The sequence below is a fragment of the Mesorhizobium sp. M0243 genome (assembly GCF_040321775.1).
Taxonomy (GTDB): Bacteria; Pseudomonadota; Alphaproteobacteria; order Rhizobiales; family Rhizobiaceae; genus Mesorhizobium.
The window spans coordinates 49,876-76,104 of the sequence record NZ_JAMYSF010000006.1 but is presented as its reverse complement, the minus strand read 5'-3'; the positions used below and the strand labels follow the sequence as shown (position 1 = coordinate 76,104).

Here is a 26,229-nt window from a genome sequence, read left to right as displayed (position 1 = left end):
ATCCTTGCCAACACCGATCAACGAGGTGGCCGGATTGCCCGGCCACCTCTTTCTCATGGAATAGCAGCTGCCGATGTCCTTTCGCGAACGCCTCCAGTCCTGGCGCTACAATCTCGTGCCCGACCACGTCGTCGGCGAGATCCTGACCAAACGCTGGACCGACAACGCCATTCCGTTCCTGGCGCTGGTGGCGACGCTGGCAACCTTCGGCTCGATCATCCCGGGCTTCTTCAAGCTGACCGCGCTGCAGGAATCGACCCGGCAGCTCGGCGAGTTCTCGATGGTGGTCACCGGCATGACGGTGGTGATGCTGGGCGGCGGCATCGACCTGTCGGTCGGCTCGATCTTCGCGCTATCCTGCTTTTCCGCTGTCTATGTCTTCTTTATCCTCGAACAGTCGATCTGGCTGGCACTGGCCGCTTCGCTCGCCACCGGCCTCATCTTCGGCGCCATCAACGGCTATCTCGTCGGCTATCTCAGGCTGCGCGCCTTTCTCACCACGCTGGTCACCTTCATCTTCGGACGGGCACTGTTCGACATCCTGGTCACCACCTATGCCGCAGATGTGCAGCTCTCGACAGCCACATCGGATGTGCTCGACTTCATCGGCGACAGCACGTTCTGGGGGCTGTCGGTCTCGGTCTGGCTGGCGATCATCCTGGCCATCGTCACCCATATCGCGCTGACGCGCTCGCGGCCGGGCTGGCACGTGCTGGCGGTCGGCGGCTCCAGGCGCTCGGCGCACAATGCCGGCATCCGCGTGCGCCGCACGGTGTTCATGACCTATGTCTTCTCGGGCTTCTGCGCCTCGATCGGAGGCTTCCTTATCGCCTGCCGCCTAAGCGGGGCAGGGCCGGGCACCGGCCTCAACCTCGAGATCATGGTACTGACGGCGGCGGTGGTCGGCGGCGTCAGCCTCGGCGGCGGGCGCGGCTCGGTGATCAAGGGGCTGATGGGCGCGATCATCGTGCTGACCATGACCAACGGGCTGATCCGGCTGGGCTACGGCACCGGCACCAACCAGATGGTGCTGGGCATCATGCTGGCGGTGGCGGTGACCATCGACATCCGCTGGCTGAAGAACCGCCACAAGGTGCTGAACGAGGTCTATGTCGCGCCTGTCTATCTCAAGATGGGCGTGACACAGTCGGCCGCACCCGGCTCAGGCACACCCTACGAGCTCGACAACAGGCTGTCGGCCGCCGACCATATCGGGCTTGGCGAGCTGGAAGGGCCGGAAGACGTCATCCTCGACCGCGACGACAACCTCTATTGCGGCACGCGCCACGGCGAGATCGTCCGCTTCTTCGCGCCGGATTATGTCAGGTCGGAAGTGTTTGCCCACATCGGCGGCTTTCCGCTGGGCCTCGCCTTCGACAAATCGGGCAATCTGATCAGCTGCGTCGGCGCCATGGGCCTCTATTCGGTCTCGCCGGATCGGGAGGTCAAACGCCTGTCAGCGGAGACATCGCGTTCGTGGACCTCGATCGTCGACGATGCGCGGCTGCGCGACCCCAACGACTGCGACATCGCACCCGATGGCCGCATCTATTTCACCGACTCGACCAAGCGCTATGACGCGCATGACTGGGCGCTGGACTCGATCGAGAACCGCGCCACCGGCCGGCTGCTGGTCTACGACCCGAAGGACGGTTCGACGAAGACGCTGCTCGACGGCTACCGCTACACCAATGGTGTGTGCATGGCGCATGACGGCAAGTCGCTGTTCTTCGCCGAAAGCTGGGCCTGCCGCGTGCATCGCTACTGGCTGGAAGGGCCGAAGGCCGGCACCGCCGAATGCGTTATCCGCGACATGCCGGGCTATCCCGACAACATCAACCGCGCCTCCGACGGCAATTACTGGATGGCGTGGCTGGGCATGCGCACGCCGAGCTTCGACCTGTCGTTGCGGCACCCCGATATGCGCAAGCGCATGACGCGCCGGCTGCCGCAGGATGAATGGCTGTTCCCCAACATCAACACCGGCGGCGTGGTGAAATTCAACGAAAAGGGCGGCATCGTCGAGGCGATGGGCGATCTCACGGGTGGCGCGCACCCGATGGTCACCTCGATGCGCGAGCACAAGGGATATCTGTTCGTCGGCGGCATCCTCAACAACCGCATCGGCCGCTACAAGATTTCAGGCGCAGACCCGAACTGGACCAGCCCCGCTTCCTATTGGGGAGCAAAGCCATGATCCTCGATCCTGTGCTGGACCTGTTTCGCGGCAAGGCGGTGACCATCCCGCCGCTCGATGGCGCTTTCCGACCCAACACATTGCTGGATGACGCGCTGGCTTTTACTGAGCTGACCGAGCCGGACAATCTGCTGGTTGCCGATGGCAGGCTGCTGGCCTCCAGCGGCAACGCAATCTATTCGATTGCTGCCGGAACCGAGCCCAGGGTTGTCGAAACCTTTCCGTCTCCGGTCACGGCGCTGGCGCTGTCGCGATCCGGCGAACTGACGGTCGGGCTGGAGAGCGGCAAGCTGCTGGTATCAGGCGAGGAGGTTTCGCTGCCGGCTGACCTCAGCTGCATCACCGCACTTGCCTATGCGGATGACGGCACGCTGTGGCTGGCCAACGGCTCGGCCGAGCATGCGCGGTCGCAATGGGCCGCCGATCTGATGAAGAAGGGCGCGTCCGGTTCGCTTTGGAAGCGAGACGCCGCGGGCGGTGATTTCCGCAAACTCGCCGGCGACATTGCCTTTCCCTATGGCCTGCACCCCGTCGGCAGGGATGTGCTGGTCAGCGAGAGCTGGCGCCATCAGTTGGTGCGCTTCAGCGCAGACGGCAATCGCGCCACGGCGCTGACGCATCTGCCCGGCTATCCCGCGCGGCTATCGCCGTCCGCCGATGGTGGCGCCTGGCTGACCTTGTTTGCGCCGCGCAACCGGCTGATCGAATTCGTGCTGCAGGAAACGCATTACCGTCAGGACATGCTGAGCCAGGTGCCGCCCGCCTACTGGATCGCGCCGGCGCTGGCCTCCAGCCGCAGCTTCCTCGAGCCGCTGCAATGCGGCGGCATCCGCACCATGGGCATCCACAAGCCATGGTCGCCGAGCCGCTCCTACGGGCTGGTGGTCAGGCTCGACCAGAAGATGCAGCCGCAATTCAGCCTGCACAGCCGCGCCAACGGCACGCGCCACGGCATCTGCAGTGTTGCGGAAAAAGACGGCCTTCTGTTCGTCGCCTCCAAAGGGGGCGACTGCATCCTTTCCGTCGCCACGGGAGGTTTCTGATGGAACCGATCGTCCGTCTGGAGAATGTCACCAAGAACTACCGCGGCGTGCCCGCGGTGAAGAATGTCAGCTTCGACCTGCGCAAGGGTGAGATCCATGCGCTGCTCGGCGAAAATGGCGCGGGAAAATCGACGCTGACCAAGATCATCGCCGGCGTGGTCGATGCCACCTCAGGCAAGATGTTCCACAAGGGCCGGGAGATCGCCTACGCTTCGCCGCATGCGGCCCTCGAGGCCGGCATCGCAATGGTGTTCCAGGAGACCAGCCTGGTCCCATCGATGACGGTCGCGCAGAACCTCTATCTCGGCACCGAAAAGTTCCTCAACCGGCTGCGCGGCACCTACATCTCCGCGCAGCAGTTCCTGCAATCGCTGAATTTTCCAGTCGACCCGAACGCGATGGTGGCGACGCTGGGTGCTGCCAAGCGGCAGATGGTCGAGATCGCGCGCGCGGTGCACCACAATGCCGAGATCATCATCTTCGACGAGCCGACGGCGACGCTGACGCCAGAAGAAAAGCGGCACTTCTTCGCGTTGATCCGGCGGCTGAAGGCGAGCGGCGTGTCGATCGTCTTCATCAGCCACGCGCTGGAAGAGGCGCTCGATATTGCCGACCGCATCACCATTCTGCGCGACGGCGAGCTGGTCATCACCGACGACACGTCCGCCTTCGACCGCGACAGGATCGTTTCCGCCATGGTCGGGCGCACTTTATCGGGGGAGATCTACCGCCAGCGCGACGAAGCAAAACTGCGCAAGGCCGGCAAGAAAGTGCTGTCGGTGCAGGACATTTCGATGAGCAATGTCGTGCGCAACACGTCCTTCTCGATCTTCGAGGGCCAGATCACCGGCGTGTTCGGGCTGATCGGCTCGGGCCGCACCGAGACCTTCAAGATCGTCTCCGGCATCTACAAGCGCGATTTTCTGCGCGGCGGCGCCATCGAGCTGGACGACAAGCCAGTGCGCTATCTCGTGCCGAGCGAAGCGGTGGCCGACGGCATCGTCTATGTCACCGAGGACCGCAAGAGCGAGGGTATTTTCGAGACGATGGGCATTTCCGAGAACCTGTTCGGCGGGCTTTTGGCGGCAGGCCGCGAAAAGGCCTGGGTGATCAACGCGCAAGAGATGCGCGTGCTGTCGGCGGAATGGACGAAGACGCTGAACATTAAGGCGATCAACGACAATGCGCGTGTGGTGGAACTGTCAGGCGGCAACCAGCAGAAGGTGGTGATCGGCAAGGGGCTGGTGCAGCAGCCGCGCATCGTCATCTTCGACGAGCCGACGCGCGGCGTCGATGTCGGCGCGATCGCCGAGATCCACCAGATCATCAACCGGCTGGCCGACGAGGGCCTGGCCGTCGTCGTCATCTCGTCCTACCTGCCGGAGATCATGAATTTGTCGGACCGGATTTTGGTTTGCCGGCAAGGGCGTATCGTCGAGGAGTTTTCGCCGGCGGAGGCTACGGAGGAGAAGATCATGTATGCGGCCGTGCATTAGGTTTTTGGCTGGTGCCTACGTTGATAATTGGCCGGGATCCCTTCGTCATCCACGGGCGAAGCAAGGAGCGCAGCGACGCGGCGCAGACCCGAGGAGCTGCTCCGCAGCCCAAGGGATCCATGCCGGGACTCCGTAGCGCTGCTGCGGTGCAGGATTCCGCTCCGCAGCACTCTTCGGCTAAGGTCACGGAATGGATCCCAGGTTCTCCGCGACGGCGCTTCGCGCCTGCTTCGCCCTAGGATGACGAAGTTTAGGTGCCTCGGCTAATCTTCAACGCTATTGCGGGCAAAAACTGAGTCAAAGAAGCTGGTTGGCCGCCTTTGCTCGAAACTTGATTCAACGAGCCAGTTCATCGATCGAAAGGAAAGGAAATACCATGGCCACCACAAGACTTCTGAGCGACGCCGAGGTCGAAAAGATCCCGGCCGTGAAGGCCGTCTTCGATGACATCCGCGCGACGCGCAAATCCGATTTCGTCAACAATTTCTGGCGCGGTCTGGCCAATGATCCTCCTTCGCTGAAGCGGATCTGGGAACAGTTGAAGGTGGTGATGGTGGCCGACAGCGCCATCGATCCGCTGACCAAGGAGATGATCTACATCGCTGTCTCGACCGCCAATGGCTGCTCTTACTGCGTCCACTCGCACACGGCGGCGGCCCGCGCCAAAGGCATGACCGATGCGCAGCATGGCGAGCTTGTGTCGATCATCGGATTGGCTGGGCAGACCAACCATCTGGTGACCGCGTTGCAGATCCCGGTTGATCCACAGTTCGAGGTGAAGTGAAGCGTCACACCGGCCGGTAGACCTTCTCCGCCGTGTTCCAGAAGATGTCCGCCTCTGCCGCCGCGCCATGGTTGGCCACCGCATTGCGGTGCGCCTTGATCAGCTCCGCGTGGCTGGTCCATAGCTTCTCGATCGGGAAGTTCGAGCCGAACATCAAATGGTCGGCACCCAGGATCTCGATCGTGTTGTCGACGATGTAGGCGATCAGCGCCGGGTCGTTGCGGTGGACGAAGGTGCCGAGGCCGGAGAGCTTGGCGTAGAGATTGGGCGCCGCCGACAGCGTGCGCAGGCCTTCTTTCCAGGCTTCGGTGGTTTCCGGTTCCATGCCGGTCAGCATGCCGGCATGGGTGAGGATGAAATTGGTCTGCGGGTTTTCGCCGACAAGCGTCAGCCCGTCCTTCATCTGGGCGGGGAAAAGCTGCAGGTCGAAGGACAGGTCATAGTCCTTCAGGCGCGCTACATTCGCTCGCACCTTGCGGTCGATGACCTGATCGGCCGAGGCGGCGAAACGGAAGGCCGGCGTTTCGTGCCAGTGCAGTTGCATGCGCACGCCGCGCAGCAGCTTGTATTTCATCAGCCGATCGATCTGGGGCCTGATATCGTCGACGGTCATGTCGGTGTAGCCGACGATGGCATGCGGCCAGCCGGTTTCGTCGGATGTCTTCTGCAGGAAGGCGACTTCCTTCTCGAAATCCTCCTTGGCCCAGTTGGTCTGGACATAGACGGCCTTCTCGACGCCCGACCCCTTCTGGTCTTCGAGAAACTCCTCGATCGGATAGTCGCGGCGGATCGGCTCGTAGGGACCAAAAATGCGCGGCACCATCGGCCCGACCAGCCAGGGCTGGTCCTTTTGGCGCCAGATGTGGAAATGCGCGTCGATGGCTTTCTGCATCACGAAACCCTCTTCCAGATTGTCGCCGCCGCCGGAGCAGGGCGGGCGAGCGACAGGATGAAATCGGTGAGGCTTTTCACCGACGAGCCGTCGACGAGGTCGTCCAGCACCGGCAGGATGGCGCGCAGTGCCGCCGTTGCCGGCCGGAAGCGCGGATCGCCGGCCAAGGGTGTGGCCAGCGACAGTCGGAAAGCGCGGGCGCTCAGCCGTCGCATGGCTGTCTCCAACTCGCCATGATCGCCGCGCTCCAGCGCGTCGGACAGGATCACGACCGTGGCACCGCGTGCAAACGACGAGAAGCGCGGCACCGAGAGGAAGGCGAGCAGCGTCGGCCCCATGCGGGTGCCGCCGTCCCAATCGTCAACCTGCGCGGCCGCGCGCGCCAATGCCTGATCGCGGTCGCGGATGCGCAATGCCGTGGTGATGCGGGTCAGCCGCGTGCCGAAGGTGAAGATCTCGGCGCGGTCCGCGCCTTGCACGGCGGCATGCGCCAGCTTGAGGTAATCCGACGTGTGCAGCTTCATCGAGCCGGACACGTCGATCAGCAGCAGCAGCTTTCGGGGGACGGTCTGGCGGCGGCGCAGCAGCGGCGAGGGCACGTCGCCATCGGCGCTGACGATTTCCCGCAGCGACCGGCGCAGATCGAGCTTGCCGCGCGAATGCGTGCGTACGGTGCGGAAGGAGCGGCGGGCGGGCAAGGCTGAAGCGAGTTTGCGGCGGAAAGCGGCAAGGCGGTCATCGTCACGCTGGAAGTCGCGGCTGCTCAACTGCTCCAGTGCCGAGGACAGCTCGCCGCCCTCTTGGGTTTGTTCGGCTTCGATCCGTTCGTCGTCGGCGCCGCCATCATCCTTGATGCGGGTTTCCTCGTCGGCGTCGCCTTCCACCACGGCGGATGTGTTGCCATAAAAGTGGCTCTGGAAATGCGCTTCGAATTCGTCGTGGCGGTCGGGCGGCGGCGCCAGCGTCGCGAGCGCCGCCTCGCGGATGTCTGCCATCGAGCGCGGCCCGAGCAATGTCACGGCCTGCATGAAGCTGGAGACCTGCTCGGGCGCTATGGCGAAGCCGTAGCGGCGCAGCAACCGGGCGAAGCTGAGCAAGGGCGCTGCCGCGCGGGGTAAGCTTGTTTCCCGCATCATTGCGTGGCGCCCCCCTCTGTCCTGCCGGACATCTCCCCCGCAAGGGGGGAGATCAGCAGCTTCGATGCTTCGCTCCGTTCTGCGACGCTGGAGATTGTCGAAAGCCGGAATGACAGCCAATCTCCCCCCTTGAGGGGGAGATGTCCGGCAGGACAGAGGGGGGTGCTGTCCCGCCAGCGTTGCGGAATGAACGGGGAGAACGTGCCGTTGAGGTCTCGGCTCACGCCAGCGCCTCCTCGACAATCCGGCCAAGCTCGGGCTCGATGTAGGAGAGATCCTCCTCGTCCTTGATCAGCACGCCGATGGCGCGGCGGAAGGCTTCCGGCCACGGGCTGCCGCCTTTTTCCAGGATGGTCGCGGCGTTGGCCCATTCGACCGCCTCGGCAATGCCGGGCGGCTTGGCGAGCGGGCGGGCGCGAATGGTCTGCACGGCCGCCGCCACCGCGCGTGCGGTGGCTTGCGCTACATCGCCGGCGCGCAGCATGATGATGGCGGCCTCGCGCTCGGCGTCGGGATAGCCGATCCAGTGGTATACGCAGCGGCGGCGCAGTGCTTCGGCCAGTTCCCGGGTGCGGTTCGAGGTCAGGATGACGATCGGCTGTGCCGTGGCGCGGATGGTGCCGCGCTCGGGAATGCTGATCTGGAAGTCGGAGAGGAATTCCAAAAGCAGCGCTTCGAATTCGTGGTCCGAGCGGTCGATCTCGTCGACCAGCAGCACGCGCTGCTCGGGCGCCTTCAGCACCTGCAGCAGCGGCCGGGCGATCAGGAAACGGTCGTCGTAGATGTCGATCTCATGCTCGCCGGCATGGCGGATGGCGAGCAGTTGGCGCTGGTAGTTCCATTCGTAGAGCGCATGCGCGGCATCGATGCCTTCATAGCATTGCAGCCGCACCAGATCACGGCCGAGCAGCGCGGCGATCGCCTTCGCCGCCTCCGTCTTGCCTACGCCCGGCGCGCCTTCGAGCAGCAGCGGCTTGCCCAGCCGGATTGCCAGGAAGATCGCGGTCGAAAGGCTCTCGTCGGCAAGGTAGCGCGAGGCGGCCAGGTGCTGCGCCACCGCCTCCGGCGAGGTCGCGACAGTCTCGGCGCTTGTCCCTGTCATTCCAGCCCTCAATTCGCCGTTTGCGCCTTCAGCGCGCGCAGGATGCGCTCCGGCGTGATCGGCAGAGTGTCGATGCGCACGCCGACGGCGTCGAAGACGGCATTGGCGACGGCCGGGATCTGCGGGTTGGCGCACATTTCGCCCGGCCCCTTGGCGCCGTATGGTCCGTCCGCCGAAGGCCGCTCCAGAACGATGATCTCGGTCTCGGCGAGATCGCCGGGGCCGGGCATCAGATACTGGTTGAAGTCGGTGCCGCCATGGTCGCGGTTGGGATAATAGGGCTCGGTTGTCTCATAGAGCGCATGGCTGATGCCCATCCAGGAGCCGCCAACCAGCTGCTGTTCGACCATCTTTGGGTTCAGCGCGCGGCCGATCTCGAAGACGTTCTTCACCGTCAGCACGGTAACCTCGCCGGTCTCGTCGTCGACCTCGACCTCGGCCACCGTGCAGGCATGGGCATAACAGGTCGACGGCTTCATCGCGCCGGTTTCCTTCTCGGGATAGGAGCGCGGGATCAGGAACATGCCGCGGCCGGAGATCGAGCGGCCACGCTTGAAATGCGCCGACAGCGCGACATCGAAGATCGAGATCGACTTTTGCGGTGCGCCTTTGACCAGGATGTTGCCCTGTCCATCGGTCTCGAGGTCGGAGGCGTTGACCTCCAACTCCTCGGCGGCCACTTCCAGCATCACCTGGCGCGCTTCCCTTGCCGCCTGGATGACGGCGTTGCCGGCGCGGTGGGTGCCGCGCGAGGCGAATGTGCCCATGCAGTGCGGGCCGGTGTCGGTGTCGGCGGTGTCGACGACGACACGGTCGGTCGGCACGCCGATCGTCTCGGCGCAGATCTGCGCCATGATCTGCTTCATGCCCTGACCGAGATCGACGGATGACAGCGTCACCATGAAATTGCCGGTCGGCGTCGAGTGCACCAGCGCCTGCGTCGGGTCGCCGCCGAGGTTCATGCCGGTGGGATAGTTGATCGCGGCAACGCCGCGTCCACGCCTGATCGCCATCTCAAGCTCCCTTCACGTAGGACGACATGGCCATGTATTTCTCCGCCACCGGCCAGTTGGCGGCGCGCGATGCTTCCTGCATGCACTCGATCAGCGCGGCGCCCTCGGTCGGCTGGCGATGCGCCTTCATGTCGCCGTCGCGATAGGCGTTGATGAAGCGGAATTCGAGCGGATCCATGCCGATCAGCCGTGCCAGCTTGTCCATCTGCACCTCCAGCGCGAAATCGCCGATGGTGACGCCGAAGCCGCGCATGGCGGATGAGGGCGTGCGGTTGGTGTAGACGCAGTAGGTGTCGATCCAGACGTTCGGGATGGTGTAGGGGCCGGGATAGTGCCCCGCACCCTTCTGCGCGCCATAGGGCGAGTGGCGCGAATAGGCGCCGGCATCCGTGTAGCCGGTGACCTTGCGCGCGACGATGCGGCCATCTTTCATGACGCCGTCCTTGATGACGACCTTTTCAGCGGCGCGTGGCGACGAGATCTGCATCTCCTCCTCGCGGCTGTAGATAAAACAGACTGGTCGTCCTGTTAATTTTGCGCCGAGGATGGCGATCGGCTCGACGATGACGTCGACCTTGCCGCCAAAACCGCCGCCGACGGTGCCGCCGACGAAATGCAGTTTGCTGCCCGGCATCTGCAGGATGATCGAGGTGTTGTCGAGCGTGAAGAACATCGCCTGCGTGTTGGTGTAGCAGGTGAAGCGGTCATTGCCCTCGGGTGCCACCACGCAGCCGGTGGTCTCGGTCGGCGCGTGCTCGATCGGCGAGGACTGGTAGCTCTCCTCCAGGATGTGGTCGGCGCCGGCGAAGCCCGCCTCGACATCGCCGAAGCGCACCTTGCGGCACTCGCCGCTGTCATAGAGGTAATAATTCTGGCCGTGATATTCGTTGACCAGGGGTGCGCCGGGCTTCAGCGCCTCTTCCATGTCGAAGACGGCCGGCAGCACCTCATAGTCGACCTTGACCTTGGCTGCGGCCTCTTGCGCGGCACGCTCGGTTTCGGCCAGCACGGCCACCACGGCCTCGCCCTTCCAGCGCACCTTGCCGTCGGCAAGCACCGTCTCGTCCTCCGGCCCGACCTGGATCAGGATCAGGATGGTGTAGACATTGTGCGGCACGTCCTTGGCGGTCAGAATCTTCACCACGCCCGGATGCTTTTCCGCTTCCGAGGTGTCGATCGAGCGGATGCGGGCATGGTGATGCGGGCTGCGCACCATCTTCAGGTGCAGCATGCCAGGGAAATTGCGGTCGGCGAAAAAGGCGGTCTTGCCGGTGACATGGCCGGGTGAATCCGAGCGCGGCCGGGGCTGGCCGATCTCGTTCAGATCGTCCTTGCGGACATCGGCGAAGTAGTTCTTGCGCAGTTCCATTGCTTTGGACCCCTCAGGCCGCGTTCTGCGAATTGGCGCGGGCGGCGGTCAGCACCGCCTGGATGATCGGCTCGTAGCCGGTGCAGCGGCAGATGTTGCCCGACAGCGCCTCGACCACCTCGTCGCGGCTGGGGTTGGGCGTATGGTCGAGCAACACCTTGGCCGCCATGATCATGCCCGGGGTGCAGAAGCCGCATTGCGTGGCGAACGTGTCGAGGAAGGCGCGCTGCAGCGGGTGCAGCACGCCGCTTTCCGAAAGCCCTGAAGTCGTGCTGATGACGGCGCCATCGCAGGTCTCGGCAAGCGTCAGGCAGGAGAGCCTGAGTTCGCCGTCGATGATGACCGAACAGGCGCCGCAGGTGCCTTGATGGCAGCCGCCTTTCGGTGAGGTGTCGCCGATCTTGTCGCGCAGGGCCTGAAGCAGCGTCGTGCCGCTGTCGATGAATTCGGCCTTTTCCGAGCCGTTGAGCGTGAATTGAACCGGAACCTTTGCCATGTTTTCCTCCCAGCGCGCCTGCCCGAACCGGCGGACAGACGCGCGCCCCCGAACGAAATATTATGCGAGCAGCAACCGGCCGAGATGAACCGGCAAGACTTCGGCGCGATACCAGGCGCTGGCGATCGGGTCGGTGATGGGCGAGGTGCCATCACCGGCCGCGGCCAAGGCCGGCGCGATGCCGTCAGCGGTCAGCTTTCGGCCGATCAGCGCTTTTTCCGCCGCCCTGGCGCGCATTGGCCGATCCGCCATGCAGCCGAGCGCGATCCGCGCCGAGGTCACGGTGCCATCCGACGACAGTTCCAGAGCACCGGCTATGCTGAGCACCGAGACGCCCTTGGGCTTGACCCTCGACACTTTCAGGAAGCGGAAACTGTCGGCCTTCGGAAGCGTGAAGCTCACGGAAGTGACGACGGCACGGCTGCCGTCCCGATTGGCCAGAAAAGTCTCGATCGGCGTTTCGCCGCCATCGGTGCCGACCGTGGCATCGAGTGCCAGCAGGGCAACAGCGAAATCGCCATAGGGGGCCGGGGCAAAAAGATTGCCGCCGACGGTCGCCATGTTGCGGATGGCCGGGCCACCGACGGCGCGGGCGGCCTTGGCGAGCGTGCCGAGCTCCGGATGGCCGGCGATCGCCGCCATTGTCACCGAGGCGCCGATGCGGACTTTGCCGCCGGCCACGGCGATGGTCGACAGGGACGGCTCGGTCGACCTGATGAGGCCAGAAACCGAAACATCGCCTTCATTGGCCGCGCGGACGACCAGCGTGCCGCCGCCGAGATAGCGTGTGCCCTGGGCTTTCAGTGCCGCGTTCGCGTCCTTCACCGTTGCAAAAGTCTGCAGTGCCAGCGCCATGGTTTGGCTCCTGTCAGCTCTGGCCGGCGAAATGGCTTTTCAGGGCGTTGAAGCCGCCCTGAAAGACATTGGCGCCCATGCCCTCGGCCAGCTTGTCTGCCTCCTCGGGCGCGGCGTCGAAGCTGGCGGTCCATTCGGCGTAGGTGCGGTCGCCATCGGTCACACGCCGCAACTGCAGGGTCGCCTTGTGATTGGTCAGCGGCTGCGGCGTCTCCAGGATGGAGTAGCTGACCAGGAAATTCTGATCGGAAAAGTCGAGCAGCTTTTCGCGCAGGCGGGCGCCGCTGGCGAGCTGGAAATTGCGCACGCAGCCAATCGTGGTGGCGTCCTGGCCGTCTTCAATGTGGCTTTCCACCATGCGCGGATGCCAGCCCGGCAGTCCGTTGAAGTCGCGTATGCGCGCCCAGACCTTTTCGACCGGTGCGTCGATGACGCTGGATATGGTGACTTTGGCCATTCAAATGTTCCCTTGCAAAAGCGATCCGGTGCAAGGGTAGGGCGGCCATTTCAGCGGCGCTTATCAATGCGTCTTGAGCGTGTATCAAGGAGTCTGAAAAACAGTCGACCTTGACTAAACGAGGACAGGTTCAGGCAATCGCCCGCGCGGCCTCGCGGTAGAGCGTCGGCGGCACGCCGACATGGTCGCGGAAGAAGCGTGAGAAATTGCCCTGCGTGGTGAAGCCGAGATTGCAGGCGACCGAGATCAGCGGCTCCCGCGACCATTGCAGCTGCCGCACCGCTTCCTCCATGCGCAGCGTATTCCAGTAGACATTGGGCGTCAGATTGGTCTGTTCCTTGAACAAAGCGAAGAAATGCGGTCGCGACAGGCCGACGCTGCGCGCCACGTCGTCGAAGCAGATGCGCTCGCAGACATTGGCCTTCATCAGCTGGATTGCCTTGCGGACACGGAAATCCTGCATGGTGTTGATGCGGACACGGGCCTCCTGCGGCGCCGAGGCGTCGGCGGCGTCGAGCACGCTATCGATGAAACGCTCGATCTCGTAATTGGCGATATCGTCGACGCTCTCATTGTCGCTGAGGTGGTCGAGCAGATTGGCGGCGGCCTGATGCAGCCACGGTTCCAGCGTGATCGCGGCTTGTGAGAACAGCGGCGCAGACGAAGGCAGGTCGCGGCGGCGCCGCGCCCAGTCGGGATCGATGTAGAAGGCGAGAAACAGACCGGGCGTCCCGTTTTGCGACAGAACATGGCTGTGCGGCTGGAAGGAGTTGATGCCGGCGGCCGTTCCAGGTCCAAGCCGGACGGTCTCGCGGCCGATGGTCATTTCGCCGGCCGTACCTTCCAGCCAGATGATCAGATGGGCCTCGACATGGGCATGAGTGACGAAGTCGCTTGCGACATTCAGGATAGAAACATGTCCGAACCGGCCCCAGTAGAGCCTGATCGCTTCCGTCATGGGTATATCCTCCCGCAGACGACTGGCCTCCCTTCGCCTGCAACAGGGATTGTGCGGCGGAGTTCGGGGCGGCGTCAAGACGCGCGGCGGCGGCGAGGGCCAATGACGGCCGATTCGGCCGGATTTTCAGACTGAGCGATAGGTTTCTTCTTCTCCCACAAGGGAAGAACGCCCTTCAAACCGAAGCCGTCATGCCGCCATCGACATACAGCGTATGGCCGTTGACGAAAGACGATGCGTCGGAGGCAAGGAACACGGCGGCGCCGATCAACTCGTCGACATTGCCCCAGCGCCCGGCCGGCGTACGCTTTTCCAGCCAGGCGGAAAATTCCGGATTGTCGACCAGCGCCTGGTTCATCTCGGTGCGGAAATAGCCGGGTGCGATCGCATTGATCTGCAGGCCGTGTTTGGCCCAGTCGGCGCACATGCCCCTTGTCAGGTTGCGGATCGCGCCTTTGGTCGCGGTGTATGGCGCGATGTTCGGCCTTGCCAGCTCGCTCTGCACCGAGCCGATGTTGATGATCTTGCCCTTGCCGCGGGGGATCATGTGGCGGGCGACCGCCTTGCCGACATGGAAGGCGCCCGATACATTGGTCTTGAACAGGCGCTCCCATTGCTCCTCGGGAAAGTCCTCGAGCGGGGCGCGGAATTGTATGCCGGCATTGTTGATGAGGATGTCGATGGCGCCGATCTCGGCCTCGATGCGGGCAATGTCCGCGTTGACCGCCTGAAAATCGGTGACGTCGAATACCGAGGCGTGCGCCTTGAAGCCGACATCGCGCAGCTTTTCGACGGCGCTGTCGATCCTGGCGGTGTCGCGACCGTTCAGCACTATGCTTGCACCGTGTCCGGCGAGGCCCCGAGCCAGCGCAAAGCCGATGCCTTGACCGGAGCCAGTCACCAGCGCCACCCGCCCCTTGAGGCTGAACAGGGAGTTGGCCATCAAACCGTCTTTTGTTTGACCATGATCTTGCCCGAAAACCGGTTTCCACTTTTCGGGATCATGGTTCTAGTCGCTGCGGCGGAAATTGCGGATGCGGTCGAACAGCACCGCCAGCAGGATGGCGCCGCCGATGAACACACCTTGCCAGAAGGCATTGATGCCGAGCAGACCGAGACTGTTGCGGATCACCTCGATCAGGGCCGCACCGACGATGGCGCCAAAGGCGGTGCCGACGCCGCCAGCCAGATTGGCGCCGCCGATGACGGTTGCGGCGATTACCTGCAGTTCCATGCCGGTGCCGAGATTGGTGGTGACGGCACCCAGCCAGCCGGTCTGGATGATGCCGGCAATGCCGGCCGACAGCGCCGAGATCATGTAGACGGCAACCTTGATCTGGCGCACCGGAACGCCGGTCAGCGTTGCCGCGTGCTCGTTGCCGCCAATGGCAAAGATGTGGCGGCCGAACTTCGTCCAGCGCAGGATAAAGCCGGTGATCAGCGCCAGAAGGATCATGTAAAGCACCGGATTGGCGATGCCGAACACCCAGGCGCCGCCGCCCAATGACAGAAGCTTGGCGTGGTCCGGCCCGAACTGGAAGACGACCGTGTTGTTGGAGGCGACCATGGCGAGGCTGCGGGCGATCGACAGCATGCCGAGCGTCACCACAAAGGGTGGAAAGCCGAGATAGGCGATCAGCACGCCGTTGAAGGCGCCAATGGCGAGCGCGGTGGCGATCGAGGCCAGGATGCCGACCTCGATTGAGTAGCCGGCATGCATCGTGACGGCCAAAATCATCGACGACAGGCACAGCACCGAGCCGACCGAGAGGTCGATGCCGCCGGTGATGATGACGAAGGTCATGCCGAGCGCGATAATGGCGACGAAGGTGATGTTGCGGGTGATGTTGTAGAGGTTCTTCGACGTGGCAAACGCGTCGGTGGCAAACGACAGGAACACGCAGGCGAGGATAACGGCGATCACCACCCAGAAGGTCTGGCTGGCAAACACTCTTGCCGGCAGGGATTGCTGCTTGTGTTCGATCGGCTGGTCAATTGTCAGTGCCATCGTCGACCTTCATCTGCTGTGCGTGGTGAAATTCGCTGAAATCAAACCTGTTCGATAGCGCCGGTGATCAGCCCGGTGACTTCCTCGGGCGAGCTCGACGCAATCGTCTTGTCGGCGACCTTGCGGCCGCGCCGCATGACTATGACGCGGTCGGCGACGGTGAAGACGTCAGGCATTCGGTGGCTGATCAGCACGACGGCAATGCCTTGATCGCGCAAATGGCGGATCAGGTTCAGCACTTCGGCGACCTGGCGCACCGAGATAGCGGCCGTCGGTTCGTCCATCAGCACGATCTTGGCCTGCGACAGCATGGTGCGGGCGATCGCCACCGCTTGGCGCTGGCCACCCGACATCTGCTTGACGAGGTCGCGCGGACGGGTTTCGGACTTCAATTCGGCGAAGAGCTGGCCGGCGCGCTTGTACATCGAGGCATAGTCAAGGATGCGGAACGGCCCGACGCCGCGCCGCAACTCGCGGCCGAGATAGACATTGGCGGCGGCGGTCAGATTGTTGCAGAGCGCAAGGTCCTGGTGGACGATCTCGATGCCGTGCTGGCGGGCTTCCGCCGGCTTGTGCAGGATCAATTCCTTGCCGTCCATGTGCATTGTGCCATGGCTCGGACGGAAATTGCCTGCGATCATCTTGACCAGCGTCGACTTGCCGGCGCCGTTGTCGCCCATGAGGCCGACCACCTGTCCGGGCTCGATCGACAGCGAAACGTCGTTGACGGCCTGGATGGCGCCGAAATGCCTTGAGATGTTGGTGAGTTCGAGAACCGCCACCAGCCTTTGCCTCCCCGTGATTTGCGACCTGCCGCTGTTCCCGGCGTGGATGCCGACGCTGCTTTGGCCTCGCTCTCCCCGGCTCCTCCCGAAGACGGCGTTAGCGTTCTTTTACGCAAAAGCCGGCGCACGTCAATCAATTGTCGGACGAATTGGGCCAGGACTATTTTAAAAATCCGTTTTGTAGGACAAATAGCATTGACGTTGGCGCCAAGCCGATATTAGCTAAGCGTCGGAGGAGATTATGCCGATCCCCGCTGGCGGTTTGCCGGCCGGAATCGGCGGAGGTTTGACGGCCCAAGATCCAGCGGCACCTGTGTGTGAGTTGATCTGAAGCCGAATCTGGAAATGCTTATCGATCTGTCCTGGCGACACGAGCGCTCGCGAAACGACCCTCGGTCATCACGCATCCGGTCGATCTGTATGGCGGGCACGCCGTGTCCGTTTGTTTCAAGGGAGGACTGACATGAGGAAAACACTTTTGCTCGCCGCCGTCGCCGCAATGGCGTTGGGTGCCGGGCCGGCTTTGGCCAAGAAACAGCTCGTCATTGTCGTGAAAGGTCTCGACAATCCGTTCTTCGAGGCCATCCACCAGGGCTGCGAGAAATGGAACAAGGAAAACGCCAGCTCGGAGTATGAATGCTTCTACACCGGTCCGGCGTCGACTTCGGACGAGGCCGGCGAGGCGCAGATCGTCCAGGACATGCTGAGCAAGGCCGACACGGTCGCGATGGCGATCTCGCCGTCCAACGCGCCGCTGATCGCGCAGACGATCAAGAGCGCCAATCCGACGATCCCGATCATGACGGTCGATGCCGATCTCAGCAAGGAAGACGCAGGTCTTCGCAAGACCTATCTCGGTACCGACAATTACCTGATGGGCAAGAAGATCGGCGAGTACATCAAGAAGGGCAAGCCGAATGGTGGCACGATCTGCACCATCGAAGGCAACCCGGCAGCCGACAACATCCTGCGCCGTGCGCAAGGCATGCGTGACGCACTGTCGGGCAAGGAAGGCCTTGCCGCACTTGCGGGTGAAGGTGGTTGGACCGAAGTTCCCGGCTGCCCGGTGTTCACCAATGACGATGGCGCCAAGGGCGTGCAGGCGATGACCGACATCCTCGCCGCCAACCCCAAGCTGGACGCCTTCGGCATCATGGGCGGCTGGCCGCTGTTCGGCGCGCCGCAGCCCTACCGCGATCTGTTCGGGCCGCTCAAGGACCGGATCGCCAGCAACGACTTCGTCATCGGCGCCGCCGACACGATCGGCGACGAAGTGGCGATCGCTCGTGACGGCCTTGTAACGGCTCTGGTCGGCCAGCGGCCGTTCGAAATGGGCTACAAGGCACCGTCGGTGATGATCGACCTGATCGAAGGCAAGGCGGTCGCCGATCCGGTGTTCACCGGCCTCGACGAGTGCACCAAGGATACGGTCGACACCTGCATCCAGAAGTAGGTTCTCGATTTCGGGGCGCCCGGTGCGGGCGCCCCGTCATTCCTGAACGGAAGCGGTAATTCCCGAACGGACGCAATAGTTGGGGCAATCGGCTCCGGCTTTGCCGCGCCCGTGATCTGGATTTTTCGGCAACGAGATCGGCGCCCGTACGGTTCGGACCAGTCCGGACGACAGACGGTCGACGCATTGGAACGTGGATGCCGGACGAGAAGTCAAGCAAGCGAACCGACCGAACCAAGGCACAAGCGAGCCACGGTCCGGCTGTCATGCGGAAGGCTGGTGCCGCGCATTTTGCGGGGGCGAGCGTCCATGTCTCGTTGGCCGGCGAGATTGGCCTGCGGATCGTGCGTGGCGACTATCCGCCCGGCACCATCCTGCCCAACGAGTCCAAATGGGCCGAGATCTTCAATGTCAGCCGTTCGGCGGTGCGCGAAGCCATCAAGATGCTGATGGCGAAAAGCCTGTTGGCCTCACGCCCCAAGATCGGCAGTTGGGTCGAGCCGAAGGAGCGCTGGAACCTGCTCGACCGCGACGTTCTGGCCTGGTACGCGACGGCGCCCGACCGCGAGGCGTTCCTGCGAACCGTGCAGGAGTTTCGTCATATCATCGAGCCGGAAGCGTCGGCCTTTGCCGCCATGCGGCGCAGCGACGAGCAAATGGCGGAAATCAGCCAGGCCTGCCGCGACATGGGCGAGGCCTTGAGCCTGCAGGAGCGTATCCGCGCCGATACGCGCTTTCATCTGGCCATCCTGCGCGCTTCCGGCAACGACCTTCTGGTGCCGCTCGGCGTGCTGATCGAGTCGGCGCTCGACCATCTCTTCGCATTCACGACACAGCAGGTCGCCGATCAGCGCCAGGCGCAGAAGCTGCATGAGGCGATCGAAAAGAACATCCGCCTGCAGCGCCCCGCCGCCGCGCGCAACGCCGTGCACAAGCTGCTTGCAGATACCGACGATGGGATAGGGCGGTGGCGGCGGTGATCGGCGCCAGCGTTGGGCAATCGGTTAAATGGTCTGTTTCTTGCCATCCTTCATCGGCATCAGGTCGACACCGTTCACCCCAGCGATATGCGTCGCCAGCATCGGTACGAATTGCTCGGCCGGGCCGGTTGCATGGGCACCGGCGAAGGAGTTCTTGGTGGCGTTGCCGAGCGGGTTGGCAATGCCGGCCGCACCCGCCATCGATTCCAGATAGGTCAGGTCCTTGAAGGCATTGGCGATGGTGAATTTGTGCGCGTCGCGGTCACCTTCCAGCGTCCAGCGCATGAAGGTCTGGTAGAAGCCGCAATCCATGCGGCCATTGCGAATGACGCTGTCGAAGCGCGGCGGCGAGATGCCGACCTTCTCAGCCAGTGCCAGTGCCTCGGAATATATCGCTGCGTAGCCAAGCGAGATGAAATTGTTGAGCAGCTTCATGCGATGGCCATCGCCGGTGTCGCCGATATGGACGATGCGGCCGGCCCAGGTTTCGATCACCGGTTTCACCCTGGCAAAGAGGGCGTCCGGTGCGCCGACCATGGCGTCGAGCGTGCCTTCCCAGGCTTCCTTCGGCGTGCGGCTGAGCGGTGCGTCGACAAAATCGATGCCGAGTGCATTGAGCTCAGCGGCAAGCGCAATGGTCGAGACTGGGTCTGAGGTCGAGCAATCGACGACGACCGAACCTTTCTTCAAACCCTCCTTGAGGCCGCCCGGGCCGCGAATGATGGCTTCGACCTCGCGCGAACCGGTGACGCAGATGAAGACGATATCAGACGCCGCCGCCACATCGCGCGAGGTTGATGCTTCCTTCGCACCTCGACCGAGCAGATCCTCCGCCGGCTTGCGGTTCTTGCGGCCGAGGAACGTCAGGCTGTAGCCCTTGTCGACGATGTTCTTGGCGATCCCGTGCCCCATCAGACCAAGGCCGATGAAGCCGATCTTTTCGCTCGCGGCAGTCGTGTTCATGTCTTCAAGTCCTGTTGCAATGATTGATGTCAGGCGCTGCCGTTTTGCAGGCGAGGATGGTTGCGGATGGCGGTATTGTCTGACAATACACATAAATTCCTGAGAATGTGGAGAGCAAAATGACGAAGCGGATCATGTTCACCGGCGGCAGCGGCAAGGCCGGACGCCATGTCGTCCAGTATCTGGTGGAGCAAGGCTGCCAGGTGCTCAACATCGACACCAGGCCGCTCGACAATCCCAAGGTGCGCACGCTGATCACCGACATCACCGACAGCGGGCAGGTGTTCAACGCACTGTCGAGCTATATGGGCCTGCATGAATTCGACCCGTCGCTGCGCCCGCAGCCGGTCGATGCGGTGGTGCATTTCGCCGCCATCCCGCGCATCATGATCACCACCGACAACGAGGTGTTCCGCATCAACGCGCTCGGCACCTACAATGTCATCGAGGCGGCGGTGAAGCTCGGCATCCCCAAGGTTATCATCGCCTCAAGCGAGACGACCTATGGGCTCGTGTTCGCCAACGAGCCGCGCGATCCCAAATATTTCCCGCTCGACGAGGAGTATGACGTCGATCCGATGGACAGCTATGCTTTGTCCAAGGTCGTCAACGAGAAGACGGCGCGGGCCTTCACCCAGCGCAACGGCACCGACATTTATGCCCTGCGCATCGGCAACGTCATCGAGCCGCACGAATATTCACTGTTTCCGAAATGGTTCGCCGATCCGGGTTTCCGCAAGCGCATCGCCTGGAGCTATGTCGACGCGCGCGACCTTGGCCAGATCACGTTGCGCGCCATAGAGAAGGACGGGCTCGGCTATCAGGTGTTCAACGCGGCCAATGACGACACCTCGTCCGACCTACCGACCGCCGAACTCTTGAAGCGGTTCTACCCCGGCGTGCCGGTCAAGGCCGAACTCGGTGAATACGAGACGCTGCTGTCGAACCGCAAGGCGCGCGACGTGCTCGGTTTCCGCCCGGAGCATAGCTGGCGCAGATACGTCAAGCAGGACTGATCCGCGAAGCAAGCGAGGCTGATCTGTGCACAGCGGGCGGCTTTGCGGTGCAAGCCGCTTGCCGCGCTTGACAGCCTGCTTAATACGGACTTTCTGGAACCCATGCGGGACGCGAAGCCGAACAAGGAAAAATCGTTGGGGAAAGCGGCCTCCGGGGACCGTCCGGGCGGCGTTCGCCGGGCGGACGCCGCGCGGATTCCAGGCTCCAGCGTCCACGCCTCGCTGGCCAGCGAAATTGGCCTCAGGATCGTGCGCGGCGACTATCCGCCCGGTACCATCCTGCCCAATGAAGCGAAATGGTCGGAGACCTTCAGCGTCAGCCGCTCGGCGGTGCGCGAAGCGATCAAGATGCTGATGGCCAAGAGCCTGCTCGCCTCACGTCCCAAGATCGGCAGTTGGGTCGAGCCGAAGGAGCGCTGGAACCTGCTCGATCGCGATGTGCTTGCCTGGTACGCGACGTCGCCGGATCGCGAGGTGTTCCTCAAGACCGTGCAGGAATTCCGCCACATCATCGAGCCGGAGGCGACCGCGTTTGCCGCCATGCGAAGAACCGACGAGCAGATGGCCGAGATCAGCCTGGCCTGCCGTGAGATGGGAGAGGCGACGAGCCTGCAGGAGCGGACCCGCGCCGACACGCGCTTCCATCTTGCCATCCTGCGGGCTTCGGGCAACGACCTGTTGGTGCCGCTCGGCGTACTGATCGAATCCGCGTTCGATCACCTCTTTGCCTATACGACGCGGGAGATCGACGATCTCAACCACGCGCAGAAGCTGCACGAGGCAATCGAGAAGAACATCCGCCTGCAGCGCCCCGACGCGGCGCGCAATGCAGTGCGCAAACTGCTCGCCAACACAGACGGCGTCATCCGCGCCCGGTAGGCCGGCCGCCGCTAATCATCCTTGTCACGTCCGAAGGCGCTGCGCAGTTCGTCCTTGGCGTCCTCAAGCACTTTTTTGCGCGCGGCAGGCAAGTTCTTGCCGGCGCGGTTGATGTAGAAGTTCAGCATCGACATGGCCGACTGGAACGGCTCGGCCTTGCGCCGGTGGCTGTGTTCGGCGGATCGCTTGAGCGAGGCGGCGATCTTCCTGGCGTCGTCCGATTCGAAGACGTGATCCTCAAGATCCATCGCGTCGCTGTGCTCGGTCACCTCGGCCGACCATTTTTTCCTGGTGGCGGTCATCGCAGGACTCCTCTGCAGGGTGGGCTGCCAGGAAACTCCGCACATCGGCATCGGTTCCGCCCTGGCTCTGGAGCCACGGATTTGCCAGCTGTGGCGCTGCTGCGACCCGAGAATGCGCCGATACTGGCGCAAACGGCAGCCGATCTCCGAGACCGCCGACAGGAAACGCCTTGACCCGAACCGACAGCATCCAGCCCGGCCCCGGCATCGACAGCTCCTATGCCTGGATGCGGCTTGCCATCTCGATGCTGCTGGCGACGATCGGCGCCGTCGGCATGTGGGCAGTCGTCGTCGTGCTGCCCGCGGTGCAGGCCGAGTTCGGCGTCGACCGCGCAGCGGCGTCCATGCCTTACACTGCGACCATGGTCGGCTTTGCCGCCGGCAACGTGCTGGTCGGCCGCGCCATCGACCGGATGGGATACTGGATCCCGGCGCTGCTCTCTTCGATTGCGCTTTCCGCCGGCCTGCTTCTCGCGGCGCTGTCGACCTCGATCCTGCAATTCACGCTTGCCCAAGGAGTGCTGATCGGTATCGGCACGTCGGTGATCTTCGGGCCGCTGATCGCCGATATCTCGCACTGGTTCAACCGCCGGCGCGGTGTCGCGGTGACCGCGGCGGCCGCCGGAAACTACCTCGCCGGAGCGATCTGGCCGACCATCATGCCGACGCTGATAAAGGCGGAAGGCTGGCGCTTCACTTATGCCGCCATCGGCATCTTCTGTCTGGTGACTATGGTGCCGCTGGTGCTGATGCTGCGGCGCGGTGCCCCAGTTGCGGCTGCCGCCGATTCGCCCGGAAGCCGGCCGGTGCAGTCGATGCCGCTGTCGCCGGCGGCGTTGCAGGTGCTGCTGGTCGTCGCCGGCCTCGGCTGCTGCGTGGCGATGTCGATGCCGCAAGTGCATATCGTCGCCTATTGCATGGACCTTGGCTACGGCGTCGCACATGGCGCCGACATGCTGTCGATCATGATGGCAGGCGGCGTCGTCAGTCGGCTGGCATCGGGCTTTCTCGCCGACCGCATCGGCGCGGTGTGGACACTGATGATCGGCTCGGTGCTGCAATGCCTGTCGCTGCTGTTCTACATCCCATTCGACGGGCTTGCCTCGCTCTATGTGGTGTCGCTGGTGTTCGGCCTGTCGCAGGGCGGTATCGTGCCTTGCTACGCGATCATCGTGCGCGACTACATGCCGGCCAAAGAGGCTGGCCAGCGTATCGGCATCGTCTTGATGGCGACGATCTTCGGCATGGCGATCGGCGGCTGGATGTCGGGCTGGATCTACGATTTGACCGGCTCCTATGCGGCTGCGTTCCTCAACGGCATCGCCTGGAATTTGCTGAACATACTGGCGATCGGGCTGCTGTTGTGGAAGGCACGGCGCAGCACAGCCGTGATGGCCTGAGCTCACCCTGCCCAATGGTCCGGGAGCTGCGCGGCTTGACAACCACCCAAGGCTGCGCGACGCCGGAGGGCGGATGGGTGCGGCAACAGGCCGATTTGGCATGACGACGGTGGCAAAGACCCTGAATATGGTTCTAAAGGCGCTTGGCTGCACAAGCCCGTCGCCAGGAGTGCGCCCTTGACCAAGCCGCGCTCGCGCCGGGGCGGCGGCCGCCCTACCATCGCGGATGTCGCGCGCAAGGCCGGCGTTGGTGCGATCACCGTGTCGCGCGCCCTGCGCGAGCCGGAGCGTGTGTCCGAAGAGCTGCGCCGCCAGATCCAGGCCGCCGTCGACGAACTGGGCTATGTGCCGGACCCGAATGCCCGGGCCCTGGCCTCGGCGCGCGCGGAGGTGTTCGGCGTGCTGGTGCCGTCGCTTACCAACAACGTCTTCGCCGAGGTGGTGCGCGGCATCTATGACAGCCTGTCGGCCAGCCCCTTCCGCATCCAGCTTGGCAACACCCACTATTCCGGCCTCGAGGAAGAGCGGCTGCTGCAGGTGTTCGGTTCGCAACGGCCGGCAGCGTTGATCGTCGCCGGCATCGATCAGACACCGGCTTCGCGAAAGCTGCTGGAAAGTGCCGGCTGCCCTGTGGTGCAGGTCATGGAAACGGGTCCCGATCCGGTCGACATGATGGTCGGCTTCTCGCATCTGGATGGCGGCAGGGCGGCGAGCGAGCATCTGATCGAGGCGGGCTATCGCCGCATCGGCTTCATCGGCGCGCGCATGGATCCGCGTTCGCAGCGGCGCCTTGCCGGCTATCGCGCGGCGATGGAGGCCGCGGGCCTGTTCGACCCGCGCCTCGTCACCACTACGCCGGTGCTGTCCAGCGTGTCGCTCGGCCGCGAGATGTTCCGCGATGCGCTGGCCAAGGTGCCGACACTCGACGGTGTCTTCTGCAACAATGACGATATCGCGCTCGGCGTCTTGTTCGAATGCCATCGCGCCTCGATCGCGGTACCGAAGACGATCGGCATCGTCGGGTTCAACGATCTCGACATGATGCAGGTGGCGTTTCCTTCGGTCACCAGCATCCGCACCCATCGTTATGAGATCGGCCGGCGTGCCGTTGCCCTGGCGCTTGCGGCGATCGCCGGCAACAGACCGGAGCAACGGATCGTCGACCTCGGTTTCGAGCTCAAGCGCCGCGAGAGCACGGCGCGTTGAAACGCACAGGAGCGACTGTGCAAATGCCGGTTTACACGCCAATTTGGTAGCGCTACCATTTCCCGCAGGCAGGTGCATAAACGACAGGGCGTACCTGTTTATTATACATAAGCGACAACTAATACTTGTTTATTATGGATAATATGATAGTTTTCGTACCGCTGGGGGCGACAAGGGAGGAACCGGGTCGGCCAAGGACGCGCATGGCGAGGCGGGAGGTGCCGGTCCATCGCGCGAAAATTCGCGTTGCGAAACGAACAATCTGAACTGCAATCGGGAGGATTATCGATGATCAAGTCACTTGTTGGTGGCGTCGTTGCCGCCACTGCATTCGTCATGCTCAATTCGGCCGCCATGGCCGCCGGACCCGAAATCGTGTCGGGTCCCGCCGCTCAGGCGGACTGTTTCGCGCCGTGGAGCGCGGAGACCAAATTCTTCAAATATCCCAAGAAGGAAGGGCCGTTCCGCATCGCCTTTGCCAATGGCTATATCGCCAATACCTGGCGCATCCAGATGGTGCAGACGGCCAAGGCCTACGCCGCACAACCTGAAGTCAAAGCCAAGATCAAGGAATTCAAGGTCGTCTCGACGGGCGAGGACGTGCCGGCACAGATCTCGGCGATCAACAATTTCATCGATTCCGGCTATGACGCCATCGTCACCGACGCCCAGAACCCGACGGCCTTCGGTCCGGTCATCAAGCGCGCCAAGGAAGCCGGCATCGTGCTGGTCGCCTTCGACAACATCCTCGACACCAAGGACGCCATCAACGTCAATGTCGATCAGAAGGGCCTTGGCGAATTGTGGGCCAAGTGGCTGGTCGCCAAGATTCCGAACGGCGGCAAGATCCTGGAAGTGCGCGGCGTCGCCGGCACCTCGGTCGACACCGATCGTCACAACGGCATCCACGGGGTCTTCGATGCGTCCGGCAAGAAGTGGGACGTGACCGAAGTCGCCGGCAAATGGGATGACGGCGTGGCACAGAAAGTGACCGCGGATGCGATCGCCACCAACGGTCCGTTCGACGGCATCACCGGGCAGGGCGGCGACACCGGCATCGTGCAGGCGATGATCGACGCCAAGCATCCGTTCGTGCCGTTTGGCGGCGAGACCGAGAATGGCTTCCGCAAGTTCTGCGCCGCGCATTCGGCCGACGGGCTGAAGTGCTCGTCCGCAGGCTCGGGTCCGGCTCAGGTCGCCGTCGCCATCAAGACCGCGATCGCCGCACTCGAAGGCGAGGTGGTGCCACAAGAGGTGAAGCTGCCGCTGGCGATCGCCGAAGACCCGAACTTGAAGGAAGGCACGGATTATTTCCCCAAGGAATCCGATAATTTCTTCGTCGGCAATTCCTTCCCGACCTGCGGCATCAATTTCAGCGCCCAGGAAATCATGGGTCAGACCAAGGAAAACCAGTAAATCATCGCTGGCTGTCGCCTGGC

General features: G+C 63.4%; 25 protein-coding genes. 11 read left to right on the top strand and 14 right to left on the bottom strand.

Going from position 1 to position 26,229, the window contains the following annotated elements:
- Positions 1 to 73: 73 nt before the first annotated feature.
- The 4 genes from NKJ11_RS09920 to NKJ11_RS09905 all read left to right on the top strand — a co-directional run bounded on the left by NKJ11_RS09920 (position 74) and on the right by NKJ11_RS09905 (position 5,520).
- On the top strand, positions 74 to 2,197 hold the full coding sequence (locus NKJ11_RS09920) for an ABC transporter permease (RefSeq protein ID WP_352793182.1): 2,124 nt from the start codon (positions 74 to 76) through the stop codon (positions 2,195 to 2,197).
- Entirely contained in the window at positions 2,194 to 3,240 is a 1,047-nt protein-coding gene (locus NKJ11_RS09915; protein WP_352793181.1) for an SMP-30/gluconolactonase/LRE family protein, read from the top strand. The genes NKJ11_RS09920 and NKJ11_RS09915 overlap by 4 nt, the downstream gene beginning before the upstream one ends.
- A complete protein-coding gene (locus NKJ11_RS09910) occupies positions 3,240 to 4,736 on the top strand; it encodes a sugar ABC transporter ATP-binding protein (protein WP_352793179.1) in 1,497 nt (498 codons plus the stop codon). The genes NKJ11_RS09915 and NKJ11_RS09910 overlap by 1 nt, the downstream gene beginning before the upstream one ends.
- 376 nt (positions 4,737 to 5,112) lie before the next feature.
- Entirely contained in the window at positions 5,113 to 5,520 is a 408-nt protein-coding gene (locus tag NKJ11_RS09905; RefSeq protein ID WP_352775258.1) for a carboxymuconolactone decarboxylase family protein, read from the top strand.
- Positions 5,521 to 5,524: 4 nt separating this feature from the next.
- Here NKJ11_RS09905 and NKJ11_RS09900 read toward each other — a convergent pair whose 3' ends face one another.
- The 12 genes from NKJ11_RS09900 to NKJ11_RS09845 form a co-directional block, all read right to left on the bottom strand.
- Entirely contained in the window at positions 5,525 to 6,412 is an 888-nt protein-coding gene (locus tag NKJ11_RS09900) for an amidohydrolase family protein (protein WP_352793178.1), read from the bottom strand.
- Positions 6,412 to 7,548, bottom strand: coding sequence for a vWA domain-containing protein (locus NKJ11_RS09895; protein ID WP_352793176.1), 1,137 nt, complete (start codon positions 7,546 to 7,548; stop codon positions 6,412 to 6,414). The genes NKJ11_RS09900 and NKJ11_RS09895 overlap by 1 nt, the downstream gene beginning before the upstream one ends.
- Before the next feature lie 220 nt (positions 7,549 to 7,768).
- Positions 7,769 to 8,650 carry an AAA family ATPase gene (locus NKJ11_RS09890; RefSeq protein WP_127295448.1) on the bottom strand — a complete coding sequence of 294 codons (882 nt, stop codon included), beginning with the start codon at positions 8,648 to 8,650 and terminating at the stop codon, positions 7,769 to 7,771.
- Between the two features lie 8 nt (positions 8,651 to 8,658).
- Complete coding sequence (locus NKJ11_RS09885) at positions 8,659 to 9,663, bottom strand: xanthine dehydrogenase family protein molybdopterin-binding subunit (RefSeq protein ID WP_127295450.1); 1,005 nt, start codon at positions 9,661 to 9,663, stop codon at positions 8,659 to 8,661.
- A 1-nt stretch (position 9,664) separates the two neighbouring features.
- Positions 9,665 to 11,032 (bottom strand): xanthine dehydrogenase family protein molybdopterin-binding subunit, encoded by a 1,368-nt coding sequence (locus NKJ11_RS09880; RefSeq protein WP_352793175.1) that lies wholly within the window; start codon positions 11,030 to 11,032, stop codon positions 9,665 to 9,667.
- A gap of 13 nt (positions 11,033 to 11,045) precedes the next feature.
- Positions 11,046 to 11,528, bottom strand: coding sequence for a (2Fe-2S)-binding protein (locus NKJ11_RS09875; RefSeq protein WP_023813250.1), 483 nt, complete (start codon positions 11,526 to 11,528; stop codon positions 11,046 to 11,048).
- A 60-nt stretch (positions 11,529 to 11,588) separates the two neighbouring features.
- Positions 11,589 to 12,383: an FAD binding domain-containing protein gene (locus tag NKJ11_RS09870; RefSeq protein WP_352793174.1), complete on the bottom strand. Its 795-nt coding sequence runs from the start codon at positions 12,381 to 12,383 to the stop codon at positions 11,589 to 11,591.
- 13 nt (positions 12,384 to 12,396) lie between these two features.
- Complete coding sequence (locus NKJ11_RS09865) at positions 12,397 to 12,840, bottom strand: SRPBCC family protein (protein ID WP_352793172.1); 444 nt, start codon at positions 12,838 to 12,840, stop codon at positions 12,397 to 12,399.
- Between the two features lie 130 nt (positions 12,841 to 12,970).
- The gene (locus NKJ11_RS09860; RefSeq protein ID WP_127266791.1) at positions 12,971 to 13,798 is read right to left on the bottom strand and encodes an AraC family transcriptional regulator; all 828 of its coding nucleotides are present in this window, start codon (positions 13,796 to 13,798) and stop codon (positions 12,971 to 12,973) included.
- 175 nt (positions 13,799 to 13,973) lie between these two features.
- Complete coding sequence (locus tag NKJ11_RS09855) at positions 13,974 to 14,741, bottom strand: SDR family oxidoreductase (protein ID WP_352551679.1); 768 nt, start codon at positions 14,739 to 14,741, stop codon at positions 13,974 to 13,976.
- Positions 14,742 to 14,807: 66 nt separating this feature from the next.
- Positions 14,808 to 15,806: an ABC transporter permease gene (locus tag NKJ11_RS09850; RefSeq protein WP_023813245.1), complete on the bottom strand. Its 999-nt coding sequence runs from the start codon at positions 15,804 to 15,806 to the stop codon at positions 14,808 to 14,810.
- Positions 15,807 to 15,847: 41 nt separating this feature from the next.
- Complete coding sequence (locus NKJ11_RS09845) at positions 15,848 to 16,588, bottom strand: ATP-binding cassette domain-containing protein (RefSeq protein WP_013530854.1); 741 nt, start codon at positions 16,586 to 16,588, stop codon at positions 15,848 to 15,850.
- Positions 16,589 to 17,054: 466 nt separating this feature from the next.
- Between NKJ11_RS09845 and NKJ11_RS09840 the strand changes: the two genes are divergently transcribed.
- The gene (locus NKJ11_RS09840; RefSeq protein WP_023813244.1) at positions 17,055 to 18,044 is read left to right on the top strand and encodes a sugar-binding protein; all 990 of its coding nucleotides are present in this window, start codon (positions 17,055 to 17,057) and stop codon (positions 18,042 to 18,044) included.
- Between the two features lie 197 nt (positions 18,045 to 18,241).
- Positions 18,242 to 19,024, top strand: a complete 783-nt coding sequence (locus NKJ11_RS09835) for a FadR/GntR family transcriptional regulator (protein WP_352793171.1) — start codon at positions 18,242 to 18,244, stop codon at positions 19,022 to 19,024.
- A 24-nt stretch (positions 19,025 to 19,048) separates the two neighbouring features.
- On the opposite strand, the gene NKJ11_RS09830 is transcribed toward NKJ11_RS09835, so the two are convergent.
- A complete protein-coding gene (locus NKJ11_RS09830; RefSeq protein WP_352611333.1) occupies positions 19,049 to 19,987 on the bottom strand; it encodes an NAD(P)-dependent oxidoreductase in 939 nt (312 codons plus the stop codon).
- Positions 19,988 to 20,106: 119 nt separating this feature from the next.
- On the opposite strand from NKJ11_RS09830, the gene NKJ11_RS09825 reads away from it, so the two are divergent.
- Complete coding sequence (locus NKJ11_RS09825) at positions 20,107 to 21,003, top strand: NAD-dependent epimerase/dehydratase family protein (RefSeq protein ID WP_352793170.1); 897 nt, start codon at positions 20,107 to 20,109, stop codon at positions 21,001 to 21,003.
- Positions 21,004 to 21,105: 102 nt separating this feature from the next.
- Positions 21,106 to 21,882: a FadR/GntR family transcriptional regulator gene (locus NKJ11_RS09820; RefSeq protein WP_023813240.1), complete on the top strand. Its 777-nt coding sequence runs from the start codon at positions 21,106 to 21,108 to the stop codon at positions 21,880 to 21,882.
- An 11-nt stretch (positions 21,883 to 21,893) separates the two neighbouring features.
- Here the strand turns inward: NKJ11_RS09820 and NKJ11_RS09815 are convergent, their stop codons facing one another.
- A complete protein-coding gene (locus tag NKJ11_RS09815; protein WP_031213606.1) occupies positions 21,894 to 22,184 on the bottom strand; it encodes a DUF3175 domain-containing protein in 291 nt (96 codons plus the stop codon).
- A 170-nt stretch (positions 22,185 to 22,354) separates the two neighbouring features.
- Between NKJ11_RS09815 and NKJ11_RS09810 the strand changes: the two genes are divergently transcribed.
- The 3 genes from NKJ11_RS09810 to NKJ11_RS09800 all read left to right on the top strand — a co-directional run bounded on the left by NKJ11_RS09810 (position 22,355) and on the right by NKJ11_RS09800 (position 26,206).
- Positions 22,355 to 23,584: an MFS transporter gene (locus tag NKJ11_RS09810; RefSeq protein WP_352551682.1), complete on the top strand. Its 1,230-nt coding sequence runs from the start codon at positions 22,355 to 22,357 to the stop codon at positions 23,582 to 23,584.
- 177 nt (positions 23,585 to 23,761) lie between these two features.
- Positions 23,762 to 24,790, top strand: coding sequence for an HTH-type transcriptional regulator GntR (gntR, locus tag NKJ11_RS09805; RefSeq protein ID WP_352793169.1), 1,029 nt, complete (start codon positions 23,762 to 23,764; stop codon positions 24,788 to 24,790).
- Positions 24,791 to 25,078: 288 nt separating this feature from the next.
- On the top strand, positions 25,079 to 26,206 hold the full coding sequence (locus NKJ11_RS09800) for a sugar ABC transporter substrate-binding protein (protein WP_352775249.1): 1,128 nt from the start codon (positions 25,079 to 25,081) through the stop codon (positions 26,204 to 26,206).
- The last annotated feature ends 23 nt before the right edge of the window (positions 26,207 to 26,229 follow it).